This is a genomic window from Pseudoalteromonas sp. 1_2015MBL_MicDiv (assembly GCF_002407505.1).
In the GTDB taxonomy this organism is placed as follows: domain Bacteria; phylum Pseudomonadota; class Gammaproteobacteria; order Enterobacterales; family Alteromonadaceae; genus Pseudoalteromonas; species Pseudoalteromonas fuliginea.
Map to the genome: position 1 here is coordinate 3,032,209 of NZ_CP012737.1, position 17,634 is coordinate 3,049,842.

Annotated in this window: 14 protein-coding genes; 5 read left to right on the plus strand and 9 right to left on the minus strand. The window is 39.1% G+C overall.

Going from position 1 to position 17,634, the window contains the following annotated elements; all coding sequences use genetic code 11:
• Positions 1–130 precede the first annotated feature (130 nt).
• Positions 131–1,831: a dipeptidyl-peptidase 3 family protein gene (locus AOR04_RS13520; RefSeq protein ID WP_096793641.1), complete on the plus strand. Its 1,701-nt coding sequence runs from the start codon at positions 131–133 to the stop codon at positions 1,829–1,831.
• A 41-nt stretch (positions 1,832–1,872) separates the two neighbouring features.
• Here the strand turns inward: AOR04_RS13520 and AOR04_RS13525 are convergent, their stop codons facing one another.
• Positions 1,873–2,277: an HIT domain-containing protein gene (locus AOR04_RS13525; RefSeq protein WP_007377028.1), complete on the minus strand. Its 405-nt coding sequence runs from the start codon at positions 2,275–2,277 to the stop codon at positions 1,873–1,875.
• Between the two features lie 111 nt (positions 2,278–2,388).
• On the opposite strand from AOR04_RS13525, the gene AOR04_RS13530 reads away from it, so the two are divergent.
• Positions 2,389–4,614, plus strand: a complete 2,226-nt coding sequence (locus tag AOR04_RS13530; protein WP_096794135.1) for a S9 family peptidase — start codon at positions 2,389–2,391, stop codon at positions 4,612–4,614.
• 145 nt (positions 4,615–4,759) lie between these two features.
• The gene (locus AOR04_RS13535; protein ID WP_096793642.1) at positions 4,760–6,394 is read left to right on the plus strand and encodes a methyl-accepting chemotaxis protein; all 1,635 of its coding nucleotides are present in this window, start codon (positions 4,760–4,762) and stop codon (positions 6,392–6,394) included.
• 362 nt (positions 6,395–6,756) lie between these two features.
• Here AOR04_RS13535 and AOR04_RS13540 read toward each other — a convergent pair whose 3' ends face one another.
• Together AOR04_RS13540 and dinB are read right to left on the minus strand one after the other, a co-directional pair.
• A complete protein-coding gene (locus tag AOR04_RS13540) occupies positions 6,757–8,292 on the minus strand; it encodes a M17 family metallopeptidase (RefSeq protein WP_096793643.1) in 1,536 nt (511 codons plus the stop codon).
• A 130-nt stretch (positions 8,293–8,422) separates the two neighbouring features.
• Positions 8,423–9,475 (minus strand): DNA polymerase IV, encoded by a 1,053-nt coding sequence (gene dinB, locus AOR04_RS13545; protein ID WP_033016120.1) that lies wholly within the window; start codon positions 9,473–9,475, stop codon positions 8,423–8,425.
• Positions 9,476–9,678: 203 nt separating this feature from the next.
• Between dinB and AOR04_RS13550 the strand changes: the two genes are divergently transcribed.
• Complete coding sequence (locus AOR04_RS13550; RefSeq protein WP_008137540.1) at positions 9,679–10,113, plus strand: acyl-CoA thioesterase; 435 nt, start codon at positions 9,679–9,681, stop codon at positions 10,111–10,113.
• A 9-nt stretch (positions 10,114–10,122) separates the two neighbouring features.
• On the plus strand, positions 10,123–11,175 hold the full coding sequence (locus tag AOR04_RS13555; protein ID WP_096793644.1) for an aldo/keto reductase: 1,053 nt from the start codon (positions 10,123–10,125) through the stop codon (positions 11,173–11,175).
• A gap of 54 nt (positions 11,176–11,229) precedes the next feature.
• On the opposite strand, the gene AOR04_RS13560 is transcribed toward AOR04_RS13555, so the two are convergent.
• From AOR04_RS13560 to AOR04_RS13585, 6 genes are read right to left on the minus strand one after another with little or no spacing between them, the layout of a single operon-like run.
• Positions 11,230–11,844, minus strand: a complete 615-nt coding sequence (locus AOR04_RS13560) for a fumarylacetoacetate hydrolase family protein (protein WP_096793645.1) — start codon at positions 11,842–11,844, stop codon at positions 11,230–11,232.
• Positions 11,845–11,860: 16 nt separating this feature from the next.
• Entirely contained in the window at positions 11,861–13,831 is a 1,971-nt protein-coding gene (locus tag AOR04_RS13565; RefSeq protein ID WP_096793646.1) for a response regulator, read from the minus strand.
• A 10-nt stretch (positions 13,832–13,841) separates the two neighbouring features.
• A complete protein-coding gene (locus AOR04_RS13570; protein WP_007377037.1) occupies positions 13,842–14,303 on the minus strand; it encodes a response regulator in 462 nt (153 codons plus the stop codon).
• A complete protein-coding gene (locus tag AOR04_RS13575) occupies positions 14,304–15,788 on the minus strand; it encodes a sensor histidine kinase (RefSeq protein WP_096793647.1) in 1,485 nt (494 codons plus the stop codon).
• Between the two features lie 28 nt (positions 15,789–15,816).
• A complete protein-coding gene (locus AOR04_RS13580; RefSeq protein WP_033016122.1) occupies positions 15,817–16,008 on the minus strand; it encodes a histidine kinase in 192 nt (63 codons plus the stop codon).
• 58 nt (positions 16,009–16,066) lie between these two features.
• Complete coding sequence (locus AOR04_RS13585; RefSeq protein ID WP_096793648.1) at positions 16,067–17,407, minus strand: sigma-54-dependent transcriptional regulator; 1,341 nt, start codon at positions 17,405–17,407, stop codon at positions 16,067–16,069.
• Between the last annotated feature and the right edge of the window lie 227 nt (positions 17,408–17,634).

Below are 17,634 nucleotides of genomic sequence, written 5' to 3' on the forward strand. Positions count from 1 at the left end.
ACGCCTAACACTTGCTATTTACCATTTAGTTTTGCTTTAATGCAGTCACTATAAGCAAACGTTTATATGTATTTAGCTACTTAGCTGGTGCATAAAAATTATTAAACTTACTTTTCAAACAGGCAACATAATGATCTTAAATAAAATTAGCCAAGCAATTATGCTCTCTGGTGTCGTTTTTCTTAGTGCATGTTCTGAACAAGCGCCGTCTTCTACCGACAACACAGCCGTAGAGCTTGCTCAAAAAAGCAGTGCACAATCAGGTCCTAAGCTTATTAATGCAGATAAACAACGTTTAGATATTTACACCGACTTTAGTCTGCAAAGTGATTTATCACACCTGAGCGACAACCAACGAGCGATGGTAGCAAAGCTTATTGACGCTTCAAAAGTAATGGATGAGTTATTTTGGAAACAAGCATTTGGTGATAATAAAGATGCTTTTTTAGCAAAGCTAAGTGACGAAAAAGTACGTCAATTTGCCGATATAAACTATGGCCCATGGGATCGTTTAAATGGCGATAAAGCATTTTTATCCAGCTATAAAGAAAAGCCACTTGGTGCACAGTTTTACCCTGCTGACATAACCAAAGAAGAATTAAATAATGCAGACGTAAAAGACAAAACAGGGCTTTATTCTGTAATTAAGCGTGACGAGCAAGGTAAGCTTTATAGCGTACCCTACTCAAAAGAATACGCTGCAGAACTTGCAAAAGCAGCTGATCTTTTGCGCGAAGCCAGTAAGCTCGCCGATGACAAAGAATTTGCTAGTTACTTAAACCTACGCGCTGATGCTCTGCAAAAAGATGACTTCCAAGTCTCTGACTTTGCATGGATGGACATGAAAAATAACCCTATTGATGTGGTTATTGGTCCTATAGAAACTTATGAAGATCAGTTATTTGGTTACCGCGCTGCTTATGAATCTTACGTACTTATTAAAGATTTAAAATGGAGTGAACGCCTAGCTAAATTTGCAGCATTTTTACCTGAGCTTCAAAAAGACTTACCCGTTGATGCTAAGTACAAACAAGAAGTACCAGGCTCTGACGCCGACCTAAATGCATATGATGTTGTTTACTACGCTGGGCATTCAAATGCAGGCAGTAAAACAATCGCAATTAACTTACCAAACGATGAACAAGTGCAGCTAGAAAAAGGAACTCGTCGTCTACAACTTAAAAATGCGATGCGTGCTAAATTTGATAAAATTTTAGTGCCAATTTCAGAGCAGCTAATTGTACCAGAGCAGCGTAAACACATTACTTTTGATGCATTTTTTGCCAACACTATGTTCCATGAAGTGGCTCACGGTTTAGGTATTAAAAATACAATCACAGGTAAAGGTACTGTTCGTCAATCATTACAAGAACACGCAAGTGCACTTGAAGAAGGTAAAGCCGATATTTTAGGTCTATACATGATTGAACAGTTACTTAAAAAAGGCGAAATTACTGAAGGCACTATTGAAGATTATTACACGACCTTCATGGCAGGTATATTCCGCTCAGTTCGTTTTGGAGCATCAAGCGCGCATGGTAAAGCAAATATGATCCGCTTTAACTTTTTTGCTCAAGAAGGTGCTTTTTCTAAAAATGGAGCAGGCTTATACCGCGTTAATATGGAAAAAATGAGCATTGCAATGGCCAAGCTTTCTCGCTTAATTTTAACCTTACAAGGTGATGGCGATTATGAAAAAGTAGATCAACTAATTGCAACGCATGGCGACATTAAAGAAGAACTTGCTAAAGACTTAGAAAAACTAAGTAAAGCTAATATCCCTGTAGATGTAACATTTAAGCAAGGTAGGGAAGTACTAGGGCTTAAATAAGTTTAGTTAAACTTAGTTAAACCCTAAAAAAGCGTTGCAGCTTAAAACTGCAGCGCTTTTTTTAGCTCTGTGATTTGTAGATCTGTATAAGGCACTGCTGGGTGCTTACCCCAAATTGGCGCAGGCCATGCAGCATCACTCGTAAAACGCGCAATATGATGAATATGCAATTGCGGCACCATATTACCTAAAGCAGCTATGTTTAATTTATCAGGTTTAAATACATCCATTAATAATTTACTTAGCTTGGCTGACTCTTTTAAATAAACAATTTGATCATCCTCAGATAAATCAATTATCTCTTTTAAGTTAGCCTGCCTAGGCACTAATACAAACCACGGATACAAGCTGTCGTTCAATAAAAGTACTTTACACAACGGCCAATCGGCAAGTTCTATACAGTCGCGTTTAAGCTCTGGCGCTAATTTAAATTCAGGGTTAGTCATTGTTATGTCCTACTTTGTCTTTAATAATTGCCACTTTATAGCATTTAGTTGCAGTTGCACACGCTTGGCTTTACCATTCAAAGCAATATTTATAAAAGCGAAGGCAACCTTGTGCTAAAAAAAATAAAACATCTTTCACTGGCCCTGCCATTAATGGTTGGCACCCTTGCTGTTCAAGCAAAACCTTTATCGCTGGAGCGTATTTTTGACGATCCAAGCTTGTCGGGTAAGTCGCCTGTGCAACTTAAATTTTCGCCTGACGGAAGCCGTGTAACTTACCTACAAGGTAAAAGCGATGACTACAATCGCTACGACTTATGGGAATACAACCTAAAAGATAACACCAATCGTGTGCTAGTTGATTCGGCAAAGTTATTTTCAGGTCCAGAAAATCTATCAGATGAAGAAAAAGCACGCCGCGAACGCCAACGTATTTTTGGTAAAGGCATACTTGAATACAAATGGTCTAAAGATGGCAAAGCACTTTTATTCCCACTTAACGGCGACCTTTATTATTACGATTTAGCCTCTGCTAAAAGTAAAAAACTAACCGACACTGAAACATTTGAAACCGATGCACGCTTTTCACCTAAAGGTAACTACGTATCGTTTATTCGAGAGCAAAACCTATTCGCTTTAGAGCTTGAATCAGGTAAAGAAATTCAGCTTAGTAAAGATGGCGGCGGCGTAATTAAAAACGGCATGGCCGAATTTGTAGCTCAAGAAGAAATGAGCCGCATGACAGGTTACTGGTGGTCAGGTGATGAGTCTAAAATTGCCTATACCCGCGTTGACGAAACCCCTGTAAAAGAAGCTATCCGTAACGAAATTTACGCTGACGAAGTTAAATTATTTAACCAGCGCTACCCGTTTACAGGTACCGATAACGTAAAAATTCAACTCGGTGTGGTTAAACTAAATGATCAAAAAGTAGATTGGATTGATTTAGGTAAAGATGAAGACATTTATATCGCGCGTGCTAAATGGCTAAAAGACGGTAATACACTGTCGTACCAATGGCAAAATCGCTCGCAACATAAATTAGAGCTGCGTTTTTATAACAGCGAAACTAAAGTCCAAAAAGTAGCATTAACCGAAAACAGCGAAACGTGGATTAACCTACATTTTGATCTTGCGTTTTTAAAAGACAAAAAACATTTTGTATGGGCATCTGAGCGCGACGGTTTTAAACACTTATATCTGTATCGCACAAACGGTCAACTTGTTCGTCAAATCACCTCTGGTGATTGGGCTGTTGATAGTTTAAAAGGCATTGATGAGAAAAAAGGCATTGTTTACTTTGCCGGCCGAAAAGATACACCGCTTGAAAGCCACTTATACAGCGCGCCTTTATTTAAAAAAGGCGATGCCAAACGTATTACCGAAAAAGGTCAGTACCATAATGTTGTGCTAGCAAAAGACAATAAAACCTTTATCGATAATAGCTCGTCTGATAATAAACCAAACTCAGCAGCGCTTCGTAAAGTAAACGGCGAATTTATTACCTGGCTTGAAGAAAATAAGCTTGATAGTAACCATCCGCTTACTCCTTACTTAAGCGACTTAACAAAACCAGAATACGGCACAATTAAAGCACAAGATGGCCAAGTTATGCATTACCGTTTATTTAAGCCTAGCAACATTGCTGATGGCAAAAAGCACCCTGTTATTGTTAACGTATACGGCGGCCCGCATGCTCAACGAGTGACGAATAGCTGGCGCAGTAAAAACTTGTACTTTCAGTACATGGCGCAACAAGGTTACGTCATTTTTCAACTAGATAACCGTGGTTCGTACAACCGTGGTAAAAAGTTTGAAGATGCTATTTATAAACATTTAGGTGTGGTAGAAGTTGCCGATCAAATTAAAGGCGTAGAGTTTTTACGTACCCTTGATTACGTAGACCCACAACGCATTGGTGTTTATGGCCACAGCTACGGCGGCTACATGGCGCTTATGACTATGTTTAAAGCGGGCGATTACTTTCAAGCCGGCGTATCAGGTGCACCAGTAACCGATTGGGTTCTATACGATACACATTACACAGAGCGTTATTTAGGTCACCCCGATACAAATGCTAAAGGCTACGAAGACAGCGCTGTATTTCCATATGCAGATGGCTTAAAAGGCCCATTAATGATTTATCATGGTATGGCTGACGACAACGTATTGTTTACGCATTCCACTAAATTATTTAAACAGCTTCAAGATAACAAAAAACAGTTTGAAATGATGACCTACCCTGGCTCTAAACACAGCCTACGTGGGAAACAAGTGCAAACACACTTACATCAAACCATAACAAACTTCTTTAATCGTCATTTTGATGTTAAATAGATGAGTTAATATTAAAGGTAGACTAAAGGCTGATTGAAAAATCAGCCTTTTTTTGTTTTATTAGCGGCTAAGCCTAGATTAAATACACTTTTTAGCTACGCTTATTCTAAGCTCTTAATAGTGCAAACTCATAAAGGATAAATGTATGCTTAATCTTCGTCGTTTTAGTATTTTCCAGCGTTTTGCCATTTTAGTAGGTATTGTTATTTTTGGCTTAATTGTATTGAGTATTTCGAGCTTAACTCACCAATACAATGCCCTTAAGAACGAACAATACCTTAAAACACAAAATGTAGTAGAAACCGCGTATAGCATAATCGATCACTTTTATGAGCTTGAACAAAATAAAGCGCTTACGCAAAAACAAGCTCAATCCCAAGCGATACAAACTATTCGTGCACTTAGATACGATGAAACTAATTATTTTTGGATTAATAACTATCAACCAGAAATGGTAATGCACCCCATAAAACCAGCACTTGAAGGCAAAAGCCTAAGCAATAATAAAGATCCCGACGGGAAAGCATTATTTGTTGATATGGTAAATATAGTGAAAAAAGATGGCGAGGGTTTTATACCTTATAAATGGCCAAAACCAGGTAAAGATAAACCCGTTGAAAAAATTGCATTTGTTAAAGGATTTAATCAGTGGCAATGGATTGTTGGCTCTGGTGTTTACCTTGATTCAATTGATACCGCATTTTCAGAACAACGAAACCTAATTATTCTCAATGCTGTTGTAATGATATTAGCCATTATTTTACTTAGCTATTTTATTGGCAAAAGTATTCTTATCCCAACACGTCTTGCAGCCGATATGATGAAAGATATTTCTCAAGGCGAAGGCGATTTAACGCGCACTTTAAATGAAGAAGGCAACGATGAGATTTCTGAGCTTTCTAAATCATTTAATTCCTTTATATCAAAAATGCGTGAATCACTTACTAATGTTTCACAAAGTGTACGAGACGTTAATGAGCACGTTCATACTGTTGACGAATCAAGTAAAACAAGTCGATCGTTCATCGAATTACAAAACGACAGCTCTACTCAAGTTGCCGCCGCAATGGAGCAAATGACTCACCAAATACATGATGTAAGCCGTAATGCGGAAGCCGCAGAAGAGGCTGCTAATGATGCAGCTAAAAATGCATCTACTGGTAAAAATGTTGTAGCTAAAACAATCACTGCCATAGAAACCCTTTCTAGCAATATAGAAACAGTGAGCCGTGTAACGGAAGATCTAGCTAACGAAAGCCATAATATAGGTTCTGTACTCGATGTTATTAGAAGTATTTCGGAGCAGACCAACTTACTTGCACTTAACGCTGCAATTGAGGCCGCTCGAGCAGGTGAGCACGGCCGAGGCTTTGCCGTTGTTGCCGACGAAGTGCGTACACTAGCGAGTCGTACGGGGAAAAGTACTGATGAAATTCAATCAATGATCACCAAACTGCAAGAAGGTACTAAAGCAGCTGTTGAAGCCGTAAAAGCGAGCCAAACACTTTCCGTATCAACGGTTGATCAAGCATCATCTGCCAACACGTCACTTAACGAAATTGAAAGACTTGTATCAGTAATAACTGAAATGAACAGTCAAATAGCGCGTGCTACTGAACAGCAAACATCTGCAGCCGATGAAGTTAATTTACGTATTAATGACCTATCACATTCAACTGAACAGTCGTTAAGCAATACAAAACAACTTACCGATGCTAGTGATAAACTAAAACAAAGCAGCTCGGAGTTATCCAATGTTGTTAATCGCTTTAAGCTATAGTTTAAATATTGAACTCAGAATAAAAATCAGCCTCGAGTCACATTTTAAATAGTGTAAATTAAAAGCCCCAAATTATGGTTCATAATTTGGGGCTTTTATTTATATATTGAGGCCTGCTTATCTTTCCAGATTAAATTTTCAGCTGTATGTTTGGTAATTAAGTAAAGCAGTGCCTATTTATGGTATCTGGTTATTCTTCATAAATGACAAACATACTCTACCCTTTGGCCTCATCCTACGTTACATATATAAGTAACGCAGGAGCAACTACCTAGCCCACTAGGTTAAAAATTTCGAGTCGTGATCAAACCGCCATTGGGTATAACAAATTTTAATCCACAAAGGTCAACAGGCCTTAAATTTTATAAACAGTAACGAGCAAACAAGCTAGTTACTGATGCCGCAGTTGGCTTACCGTGCTGCCAATCACCACCTTCAACGCCACTACCCGCAATATCCATATGTACGTAAGGTAAAGGCTGTGTAGAGTCGTTACCGTGCTTATCTAGCCCACCAACAATAGCCATAAATGCCATTGGGAACTGATGCCCACGCGCAGTAACGGCAGATGCTGCGTTATTGCTAGATAAAACATCGTCAGCTAGCGTACGTGGTTTAATAAAGTCGTAGTCTTCACGTCGTGAGCGCGATACTTCAGCGCCATCGGCCCACAAATCTCCAAGGTCAGCGATTTGACGTGAAACACCAGCACTACGAGCTGGACCATTTTCAACATACGCACCGTATGGACCCATTGCGCGAGCTGCATGACCCGTTAATGTAGCTACAGTAAATAACGTTGGATTAACCTCAGTTTTAGCTAAATCTTTCATTTCGCTAAGCAGGTCGCCCATTGCTAAACGCCCTTCTGCATCGGTATTACCAATACGTACACGAACACCTTCACGGCTAGTAATAATTTCATCTGGCACAAAACAATCTGAGCCAATAGAGTTACGAACAACAGCTAAGTACGATACCACTTTAACGCCTTTAGGCTGATAATCAGCAACGGCTTTCATAAAGCCCGCAACAGATGCTGCGCCGCCTTTGTCACGACTCATGCCAGCCATATATCCGCCTACTTTTAAATCGGCCCCACCTGTATCGTATACAAGGCCTTTACCAACAAACATTAGGGTACGAGTAATTTCACCCTCTGGTACATATTCAAGCTTAACAACACGTGGGTGATGGCGCTCAACTGCATACGATGCGCGAGCAACAGTGCTTAACATTGGGTAATTTTTATCAATAGCTGCAATATCATCGATTATATCAACCGCAATGTTTGAGCCTTTAAATAAATCAACACAGTAATCTGCAAAGCGCGGTGGAGCCATACGTTCAGGTTCAGTACCGCATAAATCACGCGCAGCATATTGACCAGCAGCAATTGCATTAACGGCTTTAATTGTTTGCTCGCTAGCATCCACTAAACCAATACTTGTTATCGGTTCAATACCTTCACCATGAAACTCACGCGCTTCTAATGGCTGCCATAATGCTTGGCAAGCACCTAAATAAGCAACTTCCAGCGCATGTTGGTAACGGCTATCGCCATTTAAATTTGGTAAAAATAATGCAGGGTTGATACTACCCGATGCTTTCGCTTCGTTGATTGCAAGTTTAGCTGCATCAAAATAACGGCGCACATCGTCATAATCTCTGTTTAGCGGACCGGTTGGCGCAAGTACTACACGCTTATTTTCAATCACTAATAAAATAACTTGCTTACCAATGCGAGAATCTACTTTTGATTGTGCTAAAACAGCATCACGTAGCGAATTATTTGGTAATTGAGAAAAGTCATCACTAATAATGATTAATGCATCATGTGATGCGGATTCAAGGCTAGCACTTACTGGCTGAGCCAACACGGCTTTTGGATATGCCATAAATAAAGGTCCTGTTAAAAAACATAAGCCCCTATTATCGTCGATTTGAATATTGAAGACCAGCAAGCTGCGATAAGTGTTTAGTTTAATCCACTTTTTAGTGGCAACTTGCAATTACAGGCTTTACAGCTTAATCGAGAATACTAAGTTGGAAGTTTTGATCTGGTTGATTTTTAATACCCACCCCAATACCTAAAAGCCTGACCGGTTGCTGCACACCTCGCTGGAAAGCTTTAGTAAGTAGTTGTGTAAAAACCTCAGTATTTAATTGGTGATAAGCCTGATCCGCAGAGGTTACTATAAAATTCGCAAATTTAACCTTAACGCTCAGTTTATTAATCCGATTTTGTAATTGTTGTTTTTCCAAGCGCACCTTTAACTCATCTAACAACGTAGGCAACTGTTCGAGGCATTCTTGTAAGCTGGTTTTGTTATACTCATAGGTATGCTCAACACTTAGCGACTTTCTAATACGATTAGTAGATACCTTACCGACATACTCACCTGCACATTTTTGGTAAAGCGATACGCCAAAATTACCTACATGCTGTTGCATCCAATTTACGCCTTTTTCGCGTACATCTTTACCTGTATATAATCCTTTTAAATTGAGTTTTTCGAGCGTTACTTTACCGACACCCGGAATTTTACCCAGAGGTAACTGTGCTAAAAAATCATCCACCTCATCAGGTAATACAACAAACTGACCGTTAGGCTTGTTTTCATCACTCGCTATTTTGGCAATAAATTTAATAGGTGCAATACCAGCGGATGCAGTAAGCCCTGTAGCATTATAAATATCAGCTCTTATTTGCTGCGCAATAAGCGTAGCACTGCCTTTACAAACGCTACTATCAGTTACATCAAGATAAGCTTCGTCAAGAGAGAGTGGTTCAATTAAGTTGGTGTAACGATTAAATACTTCACGTATTTGATTTGAAGCTTCTTTATAAACAGCCATGCGCCCAGGTACAATAACTAAATCAGGGCATAATTGTTTTGCATGATAATTAGACATAGCTGAGCGCACGCCATACTCTCTGGCAATGTAGTTGGCTGTAGAAAGTACGCCTCTGCGACTATTGCCACCAATAGCAAGCGGCACATTGGCCAGCTTAGGATTATCGCGCATCTCAACTGCCGCATAGAAGCAGTCCATATCTATATGAATAAACTTTTTCATCACCATTACAATACTGTTTATTTATACAGCCATTATTGTTTAATCATTATTAATAAGCAAGCTCCTAAACTCTGATTAATCGATTTATTATAGTGGGTTCAAGTTTAATAAACTCGTCATACATAAAAACAGCGCACTAATTACCTTGAGGTCATATCGTCATATTGATAATCTAGTGCTTTAAAATAAAGAGTTAAAAGTGCATGCAAACGTTTAAAGATCAGCACCCTATTCATACTGACATTACTGTAGCGTGGGCCGATATGGATGCCCTTCAACACGTAAACAATGTGGTTTACCTGCGTTACTTTGAAATAGCCAGAATCGACTTTTTAAATAAAATAAACTTATTTGATACAATTAGCCCAAGCGGCATTGGCCCTGTTATAAGCGAAAATAATATTCGTTATAAGCGCCCTGTTACTTTTCCAGATACCCTTACTGTAGGCGTCACTATTTCTGACATTAAAACAGACCGATTTATGATGAATTATACAGTATTTAGTCACGCACAAAATGCCATAACCACAACCGGTAATTCGAAAGTGGTTATGTTTGATTTTGAAACAGGTCAAAAAGCCCCTATTTCAGAGCCTCTTTTATCGGCTTTAATTAGCTACGCTCAAGACGAGCAATAAGGAAATTTTATGCAATACAGTCCACTAGGAAGCAGTGGTGTTAATGTTTCAAGAGTATGTCTAGGTAGTATGACTTGGGGAATGCAAAATACCCAAAATGATGCTGATGAACAAATAGCCTACGCACTTGCTCAAGGCGTAAACTTTATTGATACAGCCGAAATGTACGCAGTTCCTCCATCACCCGATACCTATGGTAAAACTGAGCAAATTATTGGTAACTGGCTCTCTCGTAACCAACAAAAGCGCGATAAAATTGTACTTGCAACCAAAATTGCTGGTAACGGCTTAGCATGGGTTCGCGATGGCGGTAATATTACTCGCCAAACTGTTATAGAGGCGGTTGATGAATCACTAAAACGCTTACAAACTGACTACATAGATTTATACCAATTACATTGGCCAAACCGCTCTACCCCACACTTTGGTAGACAATGGCCAGGTATGCTTAAATTTACCGACGTAAACACACAAGAACATCAAGCTGGCATGCTGGATATTTTAGAAGGTTTAAACAATTGTGTTAAAGCAGGTAAAATCAAGCACTGTGGTTTATCTGACGACACACCTTGGGGAATAAGCCAATTTTTAAACCTGTCAAAAGAGCATAATTTGCCGCGCATAGTATCTATTCAAAACGAGTTTAGCTTAGCGCATACCAAAGATTGGCCGTATCTAATAGAGCAATGTGTTCACGAAGATATTGCCTACTTACCTTGGTCGCCTTTAGCGGCAGGTTTATTAACGGGTAAATACTTAAATGGTGCTCGGCCAGAAGGCTCTCGCTGGACCTTTATGCAACGTAACGGTATTTTTAGAGATACACCAAACGCAGAGCAAGCGACTAGACAATATGTTGAACTTGCGCATGATCACAATATTTCCCCTGCTCAACTAGCTCTTGCATGGTGTAATCAAGTAAACGGTGTAACGTCTTCAATTATTGGCGCAACAAATATGGCGCAATTAAAAGAAGATATTGATGCATTTGATATCACGCTAAGTGACGACGTACTTACAAGTATCGATGTTATTTTTAGAAACAATCCAATGCCCTATTAATACAAACCTAAACAGGTAACTAAATCACGTTTAATTACCTGTTTAATTGTCCAGTTAACTTACACTCCATTGCTGCTCAAGTAAGCATTGCTCATTAGCGTAAAGCCTTACTGTGAACACACTTTCGGCAATCACTTCACCTACGCCTGACGGCGTACCTGTCATAACCACATCACCATCTTCTAGGCTCATAAATTCACTAATTTCGTGTAAAATTGAGTCAGGGTTATGCAGCATAAAATGAGTATCGCCTTGCTGAATTACTTCATTATTAATTTTAAGTTCAAATGTAAAATGCTTCATCGCATCGGTTAGCTCTACAAAATCACTTAAAATAACCGAGCCATTAAATGCTTTAGCGCGCTCCCAAGGTAGCCCTTTATTTTTTAATTTACTTTGCACGGTACGCTTAGTTAAATCAAGGCCGAGTCCAACACCTGCAAATTTTTTATTTTTAATTACAAAACATAACTCGGTTTCGTAATGCAGCGTATCGCCGTTATGAGCTGCAAATAGCGTATTAGTAATCGCGCTATTTGGTTTGTTAAATAACACCATTTGATCTGGCGTTTCGTTGTTTAGCTCTGCAATGTGTGCGGTGTAGTTACGGCCAACACACACTATTTTTGTTGGCGTTAATTCTTCGGATACTAACTTTATTGAATGCATATGAGTAACGTCTCTGTTATGAGCTTATAAGCGTTTCTAACAAGCTCAAATTAATAGGTTTAAGTAAAACTCGGTCAATATTTAAATCTTTTATTTCTCTAGGATTAGGCTCTGCACCACTTACAATTACCAAGCGTAGCTCTGGGTAACGCTCGTTAATTTTCTGGCCTAAATCAATGCCACGCCCATCAGGTAAGTGCATATCTAACAATACTTTATTAAATTGCTGATCGTGATTGAGTATTTGTAAACATTGCGCGCAACTCGATGCAATCACGGTCTCTACGCCTAAACTTTCTAAGAGTAGTTGCGTAATTTGCGCAGCATCGTGGTCATCTTCAACAAGTAAAAAACGCTGTTTTTTCTCGGTTAAACTTTTACTACTATTTATATTTTTAGGTTGTGGTGCGCTTTCAGGCGCCACTAAGTAATCTTGTAAACACTGGTACAAAACTGCACTGTCAACCGGTTTGGGGATTACATCGTTAAAACCAAGGGCTGCCAATTCCTCTCGAATGCCTTTCATCGTTGCCGCTGTAAGCGCAATTATTGGGCCTTTATAGCCCATTTTTCTAAGCTCTATAGTCGCTTCCTTGCCACCCATTACAGGCATATGAATATCAATAAAAATAATATCATATGGAGCTTTGTAAGCATCCGCAATACGCACTTTTTCCAGCGCTTGTTGCCCATGCTCTGCATAATCAACCCTTGCACCACAAGTACTAATCATGTGGCCAACCAACATGCGTAAATCGCGTAAATCATCTACCACTAATACACGTCCATGCACCTTACAAGGTGCTGATTTACTTTGTAATTGTGGGGCACTGCTAAAATTAAGTACCTGTCGTTCTACTTCACTAATATCGCCCGGATACACAGAAATAGTAAATGTAGAGCCTTTGCCAATTTCGGAGTCTAAACTAATGCTTCCTTGCATACGCGCTAATAACTCAGCGCATATTGCCAAACCAAGACCAGCACCACCAACAGAGCGCGATTCTACATCGGCAATTTGCTCAAACGGTTTAAAAATCAGTTCTTGTTTTTCAGGGGCAATGCCCATACCTGAGTCTTTAATGCTAAAAAATAGCATTTCGCGCTCATCAACCCACTGTGTCCACGCATTAACAACTATTTCGCCTTTATCGGTAAATTTAACCGCATTATTTATCAAATTTATTAAAATTTGACGCACCCTTGTTGCATCTAGTTGCGCAACCAAAGGTAATGGCTGATTTGATTCAAAGCGAAGCGTAAGGCCTTTATCGAGCACAGACACACGCATTAATGTGTATACATCAGCAAGCATGCTATCGAGGTTAACTTCACTTAAGGTCAGCTCTAGCTTATCGGCTGCTATTTTAGATAAATCGAGTACATCGTTTAACAAGCTCAATAAGTGCTTACCGTTTCGATAAATAACACCTAGCTCATTTTCTGCTTGCTGACTAAAGTCGCTCTGCATTAGGAGTTCGGTGTACCCTAAAATGGACGATAGAGGGGTACGTAATTCGTGGCTCAAATGAGCTAAAAAGCGATCTTTTGAGCGATTTTCGGCTTCGGCTTTTAAACGCTCTACTCGCTCGCCTTCAACATCTTTACGAGCAAGTGCATAACGAATAGCGCGTGCAAAACGGCTCGAGCTCATTTCTGTTTTTATTAAGTAATCTACTGCACCAGCATCAAGCGCCGCTGAATCTAATTCGTCGTTTGACTGCCCAGTAAGCATAATAATTGGGCCGCTAAAGCCATTCGCAATGGCTTCTTTTAATACATCTAATCCATTAGATGCACCTAGGCGGTAATCAAGCAGGCAAATGTCATGCTCATTTTTACTAAGCGTTTCAATTGCCTGCTCTGGGGAGCTAATCCATTGAATGTTAAACGTGTGTGAATCCAATTGGTCTAAATAGTCGCAGGTGAGTATGTAATCATCTTCATCATCTTCTACAAGCAGCAACTGAGTCACTTTATCTAACATAAAATCTCCTTTAATCGTTAAAAGTTGTCGGCAGCTCTACAAACTCTACCCAATACTTTCCTAGCGTTTTCATTAGCTCAACCAAGCCATCAAACGTCACGGGTTTGGTTATATACGATGCAGCGCCTAAGTTGTAACCTTTAACCATGTCCTCTTCTTGTTTAGACGTAGTTAAAATAACAACCGGAATACCTTTCAAGTTGGGATTTGATTTAATGGCCTCAAGTGCCTCACGTCCATCCATTCTTGGCATATTTAAATCAAGCAATATAAGTCCTGGTCGTGGCGACACAGCTTTATCTTCAAATTTACCTCTGCGCTCTAAATATTCAAGTAGCTCAACACCATCTTCAACAAAGTGAAGCTCGTTAAGTACACGACTTTCAGCAAGGGCATCTTGTGTTAGCAAACGATCATCTTCATCATCATCAGCCATTAAAATAGTAATCGGTTTTACTTTTGAATAGGGCATTTAAGCCTCTCCTTGCAATGTGAAAAGCGCAGCTTCCACAGGTAGTTTTATAACGAAGGTAGCACCTTCACCGTCTTTACTTTGGGCTGTAATTGTTCCACCGTGACGCTCTACAATACGCCGACATACAGAAAGACCAATACCTGTCCCTTTGTATTGTGAACGACCATGTAAACGCTGAAATGGAACAAATATCTTGTCGGCATAGTCTTGTGAAAAACCAATGCCATTATCTTTTATAGTAATAACTTGGAAACTTAAATGCGTATTATGATCAGCACTAAAAATATCCTCATGCACATAACTAATCTTTATGTGTGGGCTTACATCCGGATGCCTAAATTTAACCGCATTCGACAATATATTTAAAAATAGCTGCTGCATTTGGCTTTTATCAGCCTGAATAACCGGCAAGTCTTCTACATCTACTCGTGCATTAGACTCTTTTATCGCAATTTCTAAATCACTTAATATATCGCTTACCACTTCGTTTAAATTTGTATCAGCGAAGTCTTTACCGCGCGTTGTAATGCGTGAAAACTCTAATAGATCGTTAATTAAGTTAGACATGCGTTGCGCCGCATTTTTCATACGGCCAATATAATCCATCCCTTTTTCACCCAGTTCATCTTTAAACATGGTTTCGAGGCGGTCGCTAAAGGCTTGAATTTTTCGAAGCGGCTCTTGTAAATCATGACTTGCCACAAAAGCAAACTCTTCAAGTTCTCGGTTACTTCGGCTTAGCTCATCTGAATACAGGGTTAACTCTTGCGTACGCTCAGACACTTTACCTGCTAATGTTTCATTTTGATTTTCAAGTTCTAGCCTATATTGCGCCGCGTTTCTTAAATTAAGTCTGGTCATAATAAACATACCAATAATAAGCAAAGCACTTGTTATGGCTGTAATGGCAAAGGTAATTTTTGCCTCATTTTTTATTTTTGCTAATTTCGAAAAGTGACTCACCTTAAAGAGTAATTCACGGTCTTGAATTTCATTAATATGTTCACGAATTTGCTTATATAGGTCTCTACCGCTATGTGTGTTAACTATATTTAACGCACGTCGTTCTTTATCATCTAATGCAAGATTAACTGTTTTCTTTAATTCACGTATTTTACGCTCAACAAGCAGTAACAACTCAGCAATTCGCTCAGCTTGACCATCAATTTCAGAACGAAGTGACTTTACATGATTAGTTTGTGCTTCTAACTGCCCAATAGCATCATAATACGGTGTTAAATAATCATCTTCTTCTGTTAATAAATAGCCACGCTGCCCAGACTCAGCTTGCACTATTGACAAATGCAGTTGCTCAATTGCCGTCGTTAGCATGCTAGTGTTGTCTAAACTCTTTTGGGTTTGCGTTAACCCCTGAATAGTATTTAACGCCAAAAAAGCATTACCCACAATAATACTTAGTACTACGACTATAAAAGCGGCCCATGTAACATTCGCTTTACCTTGCTGTTTTTGCTTGCTCATAGATGTTTAAATGCCTTAGTTGAATTTACTAACCGTTATTATGCTCTGTAATATTTTGTAAACTCTCACTGCACTGCTGACAGTTTAAAATTATTTTATCTAGGGCCTCGAGTGCCTTTTGTTTGGGCATATCGTTTTCCAACACTAATTTAATTAGCTCCGCATTCATTGAGATTCTATTTAACGGGGCTCTTGCATCATGAACTAATTTATTAAGCATTTTAGCTTCGTTATTTTCTTCAGACACTCTATTTCCTTTTATTTAACCTGAACTTAAATTACTTGTATTCACCAATCCCACCGTACGCATTAAGGCGGTTATAAAGTGTTTTTGTACTAATACCCAGCATTTGGGCTGCAAGCGTTTTATTACCTTGCACTTTATCAAGCGTGGCATGAATAAGTTCTTTTTCGACTTCTTCGATTGTTTGCCCTGCCGATACCTGCTTTTCAGCGGTTTTATTATTGACCCGAGAAAAAGGTGACTCTAAATTATCAGGCAGTGTAATTTCACTTGATTGCGGATCGCTCATAATAAATGCACGATGTATCGCATGGCGAATTTCACGAACGTTACCCGGCCATTCATAATTTTGCAGATCTTTTAACTGTTCACTCTTCCAACTAAATGAAGTGCCATTTTCATCATTCAGTTGCTCTAAAAAAGCTTTAGCTAAAAGGGGAATATCTTCTTTACGATCGCGAAGTGGCGGTATATCGATAGGAAAAACAGCCAGCCTAAAATAAATATCTTCACGAATTACATTATTTTGCGCTAAATCTATAAGCGAGCGATTCGTCGCCGAAATAACTCGGCAATTGGTGGGTATCTCTTTATTTCCACCAACACGCGTTACTTTTTTAGTTTCAAGTACACGCAATAAATTTGGCTGCATATCAATCGGCATTTCAGTTACTTCATCTAAAAATAAAGTACCGTCGTTAGATTGTTCAAACACACCTTCCTTGCGCGCTATAGCACCGGTAAATGCGCCTTTTTCATGGCCAAATAATTCGCTACCAATTAACTCTTTTGAAAGCGCACCACAGTTACTTGCAACTAATGGACCTTCGCACTGGCTAGCGTTATGGATAGCCTGAGCGACCACTTCTTTACCTGCGCCACTTTCTCCCATTAGCATCACGTTAGCATTTGTTTTAGCAACACGTTCAATCATAGTGTAGAGTTTTTGCATTGGCTCTGATTCACCGATTAAGCTACCAAAGTGGCGCGTAATACCACTGGGTTTTACTTTTTTAGCTGTTTTTTTAGGCCCATTTAAAACCAGCTCTAAGTCTTCTCGCTGTAATGGTTTTAATAAATGCCCAACATTAGGCTCACACATTTCAGCTAAAATTCCCTTAACTGAAGGATGGCCCGATATAAGTGTAATTTTTGGAGATTGACCAATCATTTTCAAATGATCAAGTAGGTGTAAACCGCTGCCGTCAGGTAACATAAAATCAAGCAGCACATGGTCAAAAGTATTATTTTCAAACCATTGGTGTGCTTCTTTTAAACTGGTTGCGGTGTTTATATTATGGCCGAGGAATTCGACTATGTGGCAAACAACGTCACTAAACTCAACGTCATCATCAACTAAAAGTATGTTTAACATGATAAATCCCTATGCTTTTTTTATTATTCTACGCACCTTAAATACAAATTTAAAGTCACGCCTAGAATCTAGTAACCCGAATTAACTTAAGTGATTCACTGCGTTTATATTACCAACTCAATATTTACGTATGCTTAAAAAAATCGATCACTAGGCGTAGTAATATTTCAAGATTGAATTTTTTTAATCTCGAAAAAGGAACACACCCTAAAAAATAATTAAAATCG

Coding starts and splice junctions, on each gene's coding strand:
- AOR04_RS13550 (WP_008137540.1), top strand. CDS start 9,679: ATGCAAACGTTTAAAGATCAGCACCCTATTCATACTGACATTACTGTA.
- AOR04_RS13575 (WP_096793647.1), bottom strand. CDS start 15,788: ATGAGCAAGCAAAAACAGCAAGGTAAAGCGAATGTTACATGGGCCGCT.
- AOR04_RS13535 (WP_096793642.1), top strand. CDS start 4,760: ATGCTTAATCTTCGTCGTTTTAGTATTTTCCAGCGTTTTGCCATTTTA.
- AOR04_RS13520 (WP_096793641.1), top strand. CDS start 131: ATGATCTTAAATAAAATTAGCCAAGCAATTATGCTCTCTGGTGTCGTT.
- AOR04_RS13585 (WP_096793648.1), bottom strand. CDS start 17,407: ATGTTAAACATACTTTTAGTTGATGATGACGTTGAGTTTAGTGACGTT.
- dinB (WP_033016120.1), bottom strand. CDS start 9,475: ATGAAAAAGTTTATTCATATAGATATGGACTGCTTCTATGCGGCAGTT.
- AOR04_RS13525 (WP_007377028.1), bottom strand. CDS start 2,277: ATGACTAACCCTGAATTTAAATTAGCGCCAGAGCTTAAACGCGACTGT.
- AOR04_RS13580 (WP_033016122.1), bottom strand. CDS start 16,008: ATGCTTAATAAATTAGTTCATGATGCAAGAGCCCCGTTAAATAGAATC.
- AOR04_RS13560 (WP_096793645.1), bottom strand. CDS start 11,844: ATGCATTCAATAAAGTTAGTATCCGAAGAATTAACGCCAACAAAAATA.
- AOR04_RS13570 (WP_007377037.1), bottom strand. CDS start 14,303: ATGCCCTATTCAAAAGTAAAACCGATTACTATTTTAATGGCTGATGAT.
- AOR04_RS13555 (WP_096793644.1), top strand. CDS start 10,123: ATGCAATACAGTCCACTAGGAAGCAGTGGTGTTAATGTTTCAAGAGTA.
- AOR04_RS13540 (WP_096793643.1), bottom strand. CDS start 8,292: ATGGCATATCCAAAAGCCGTGTTGGCTCAGCCAGTAAGTGCTAGCCTT.
- AOR04_RS13565 (WP_096793646.1), bottom strand. CDS start 13,831: ATGTTAGATAAAGTGACTCAGTTGCTGCTTGTAGAAGATGATGAAGAT.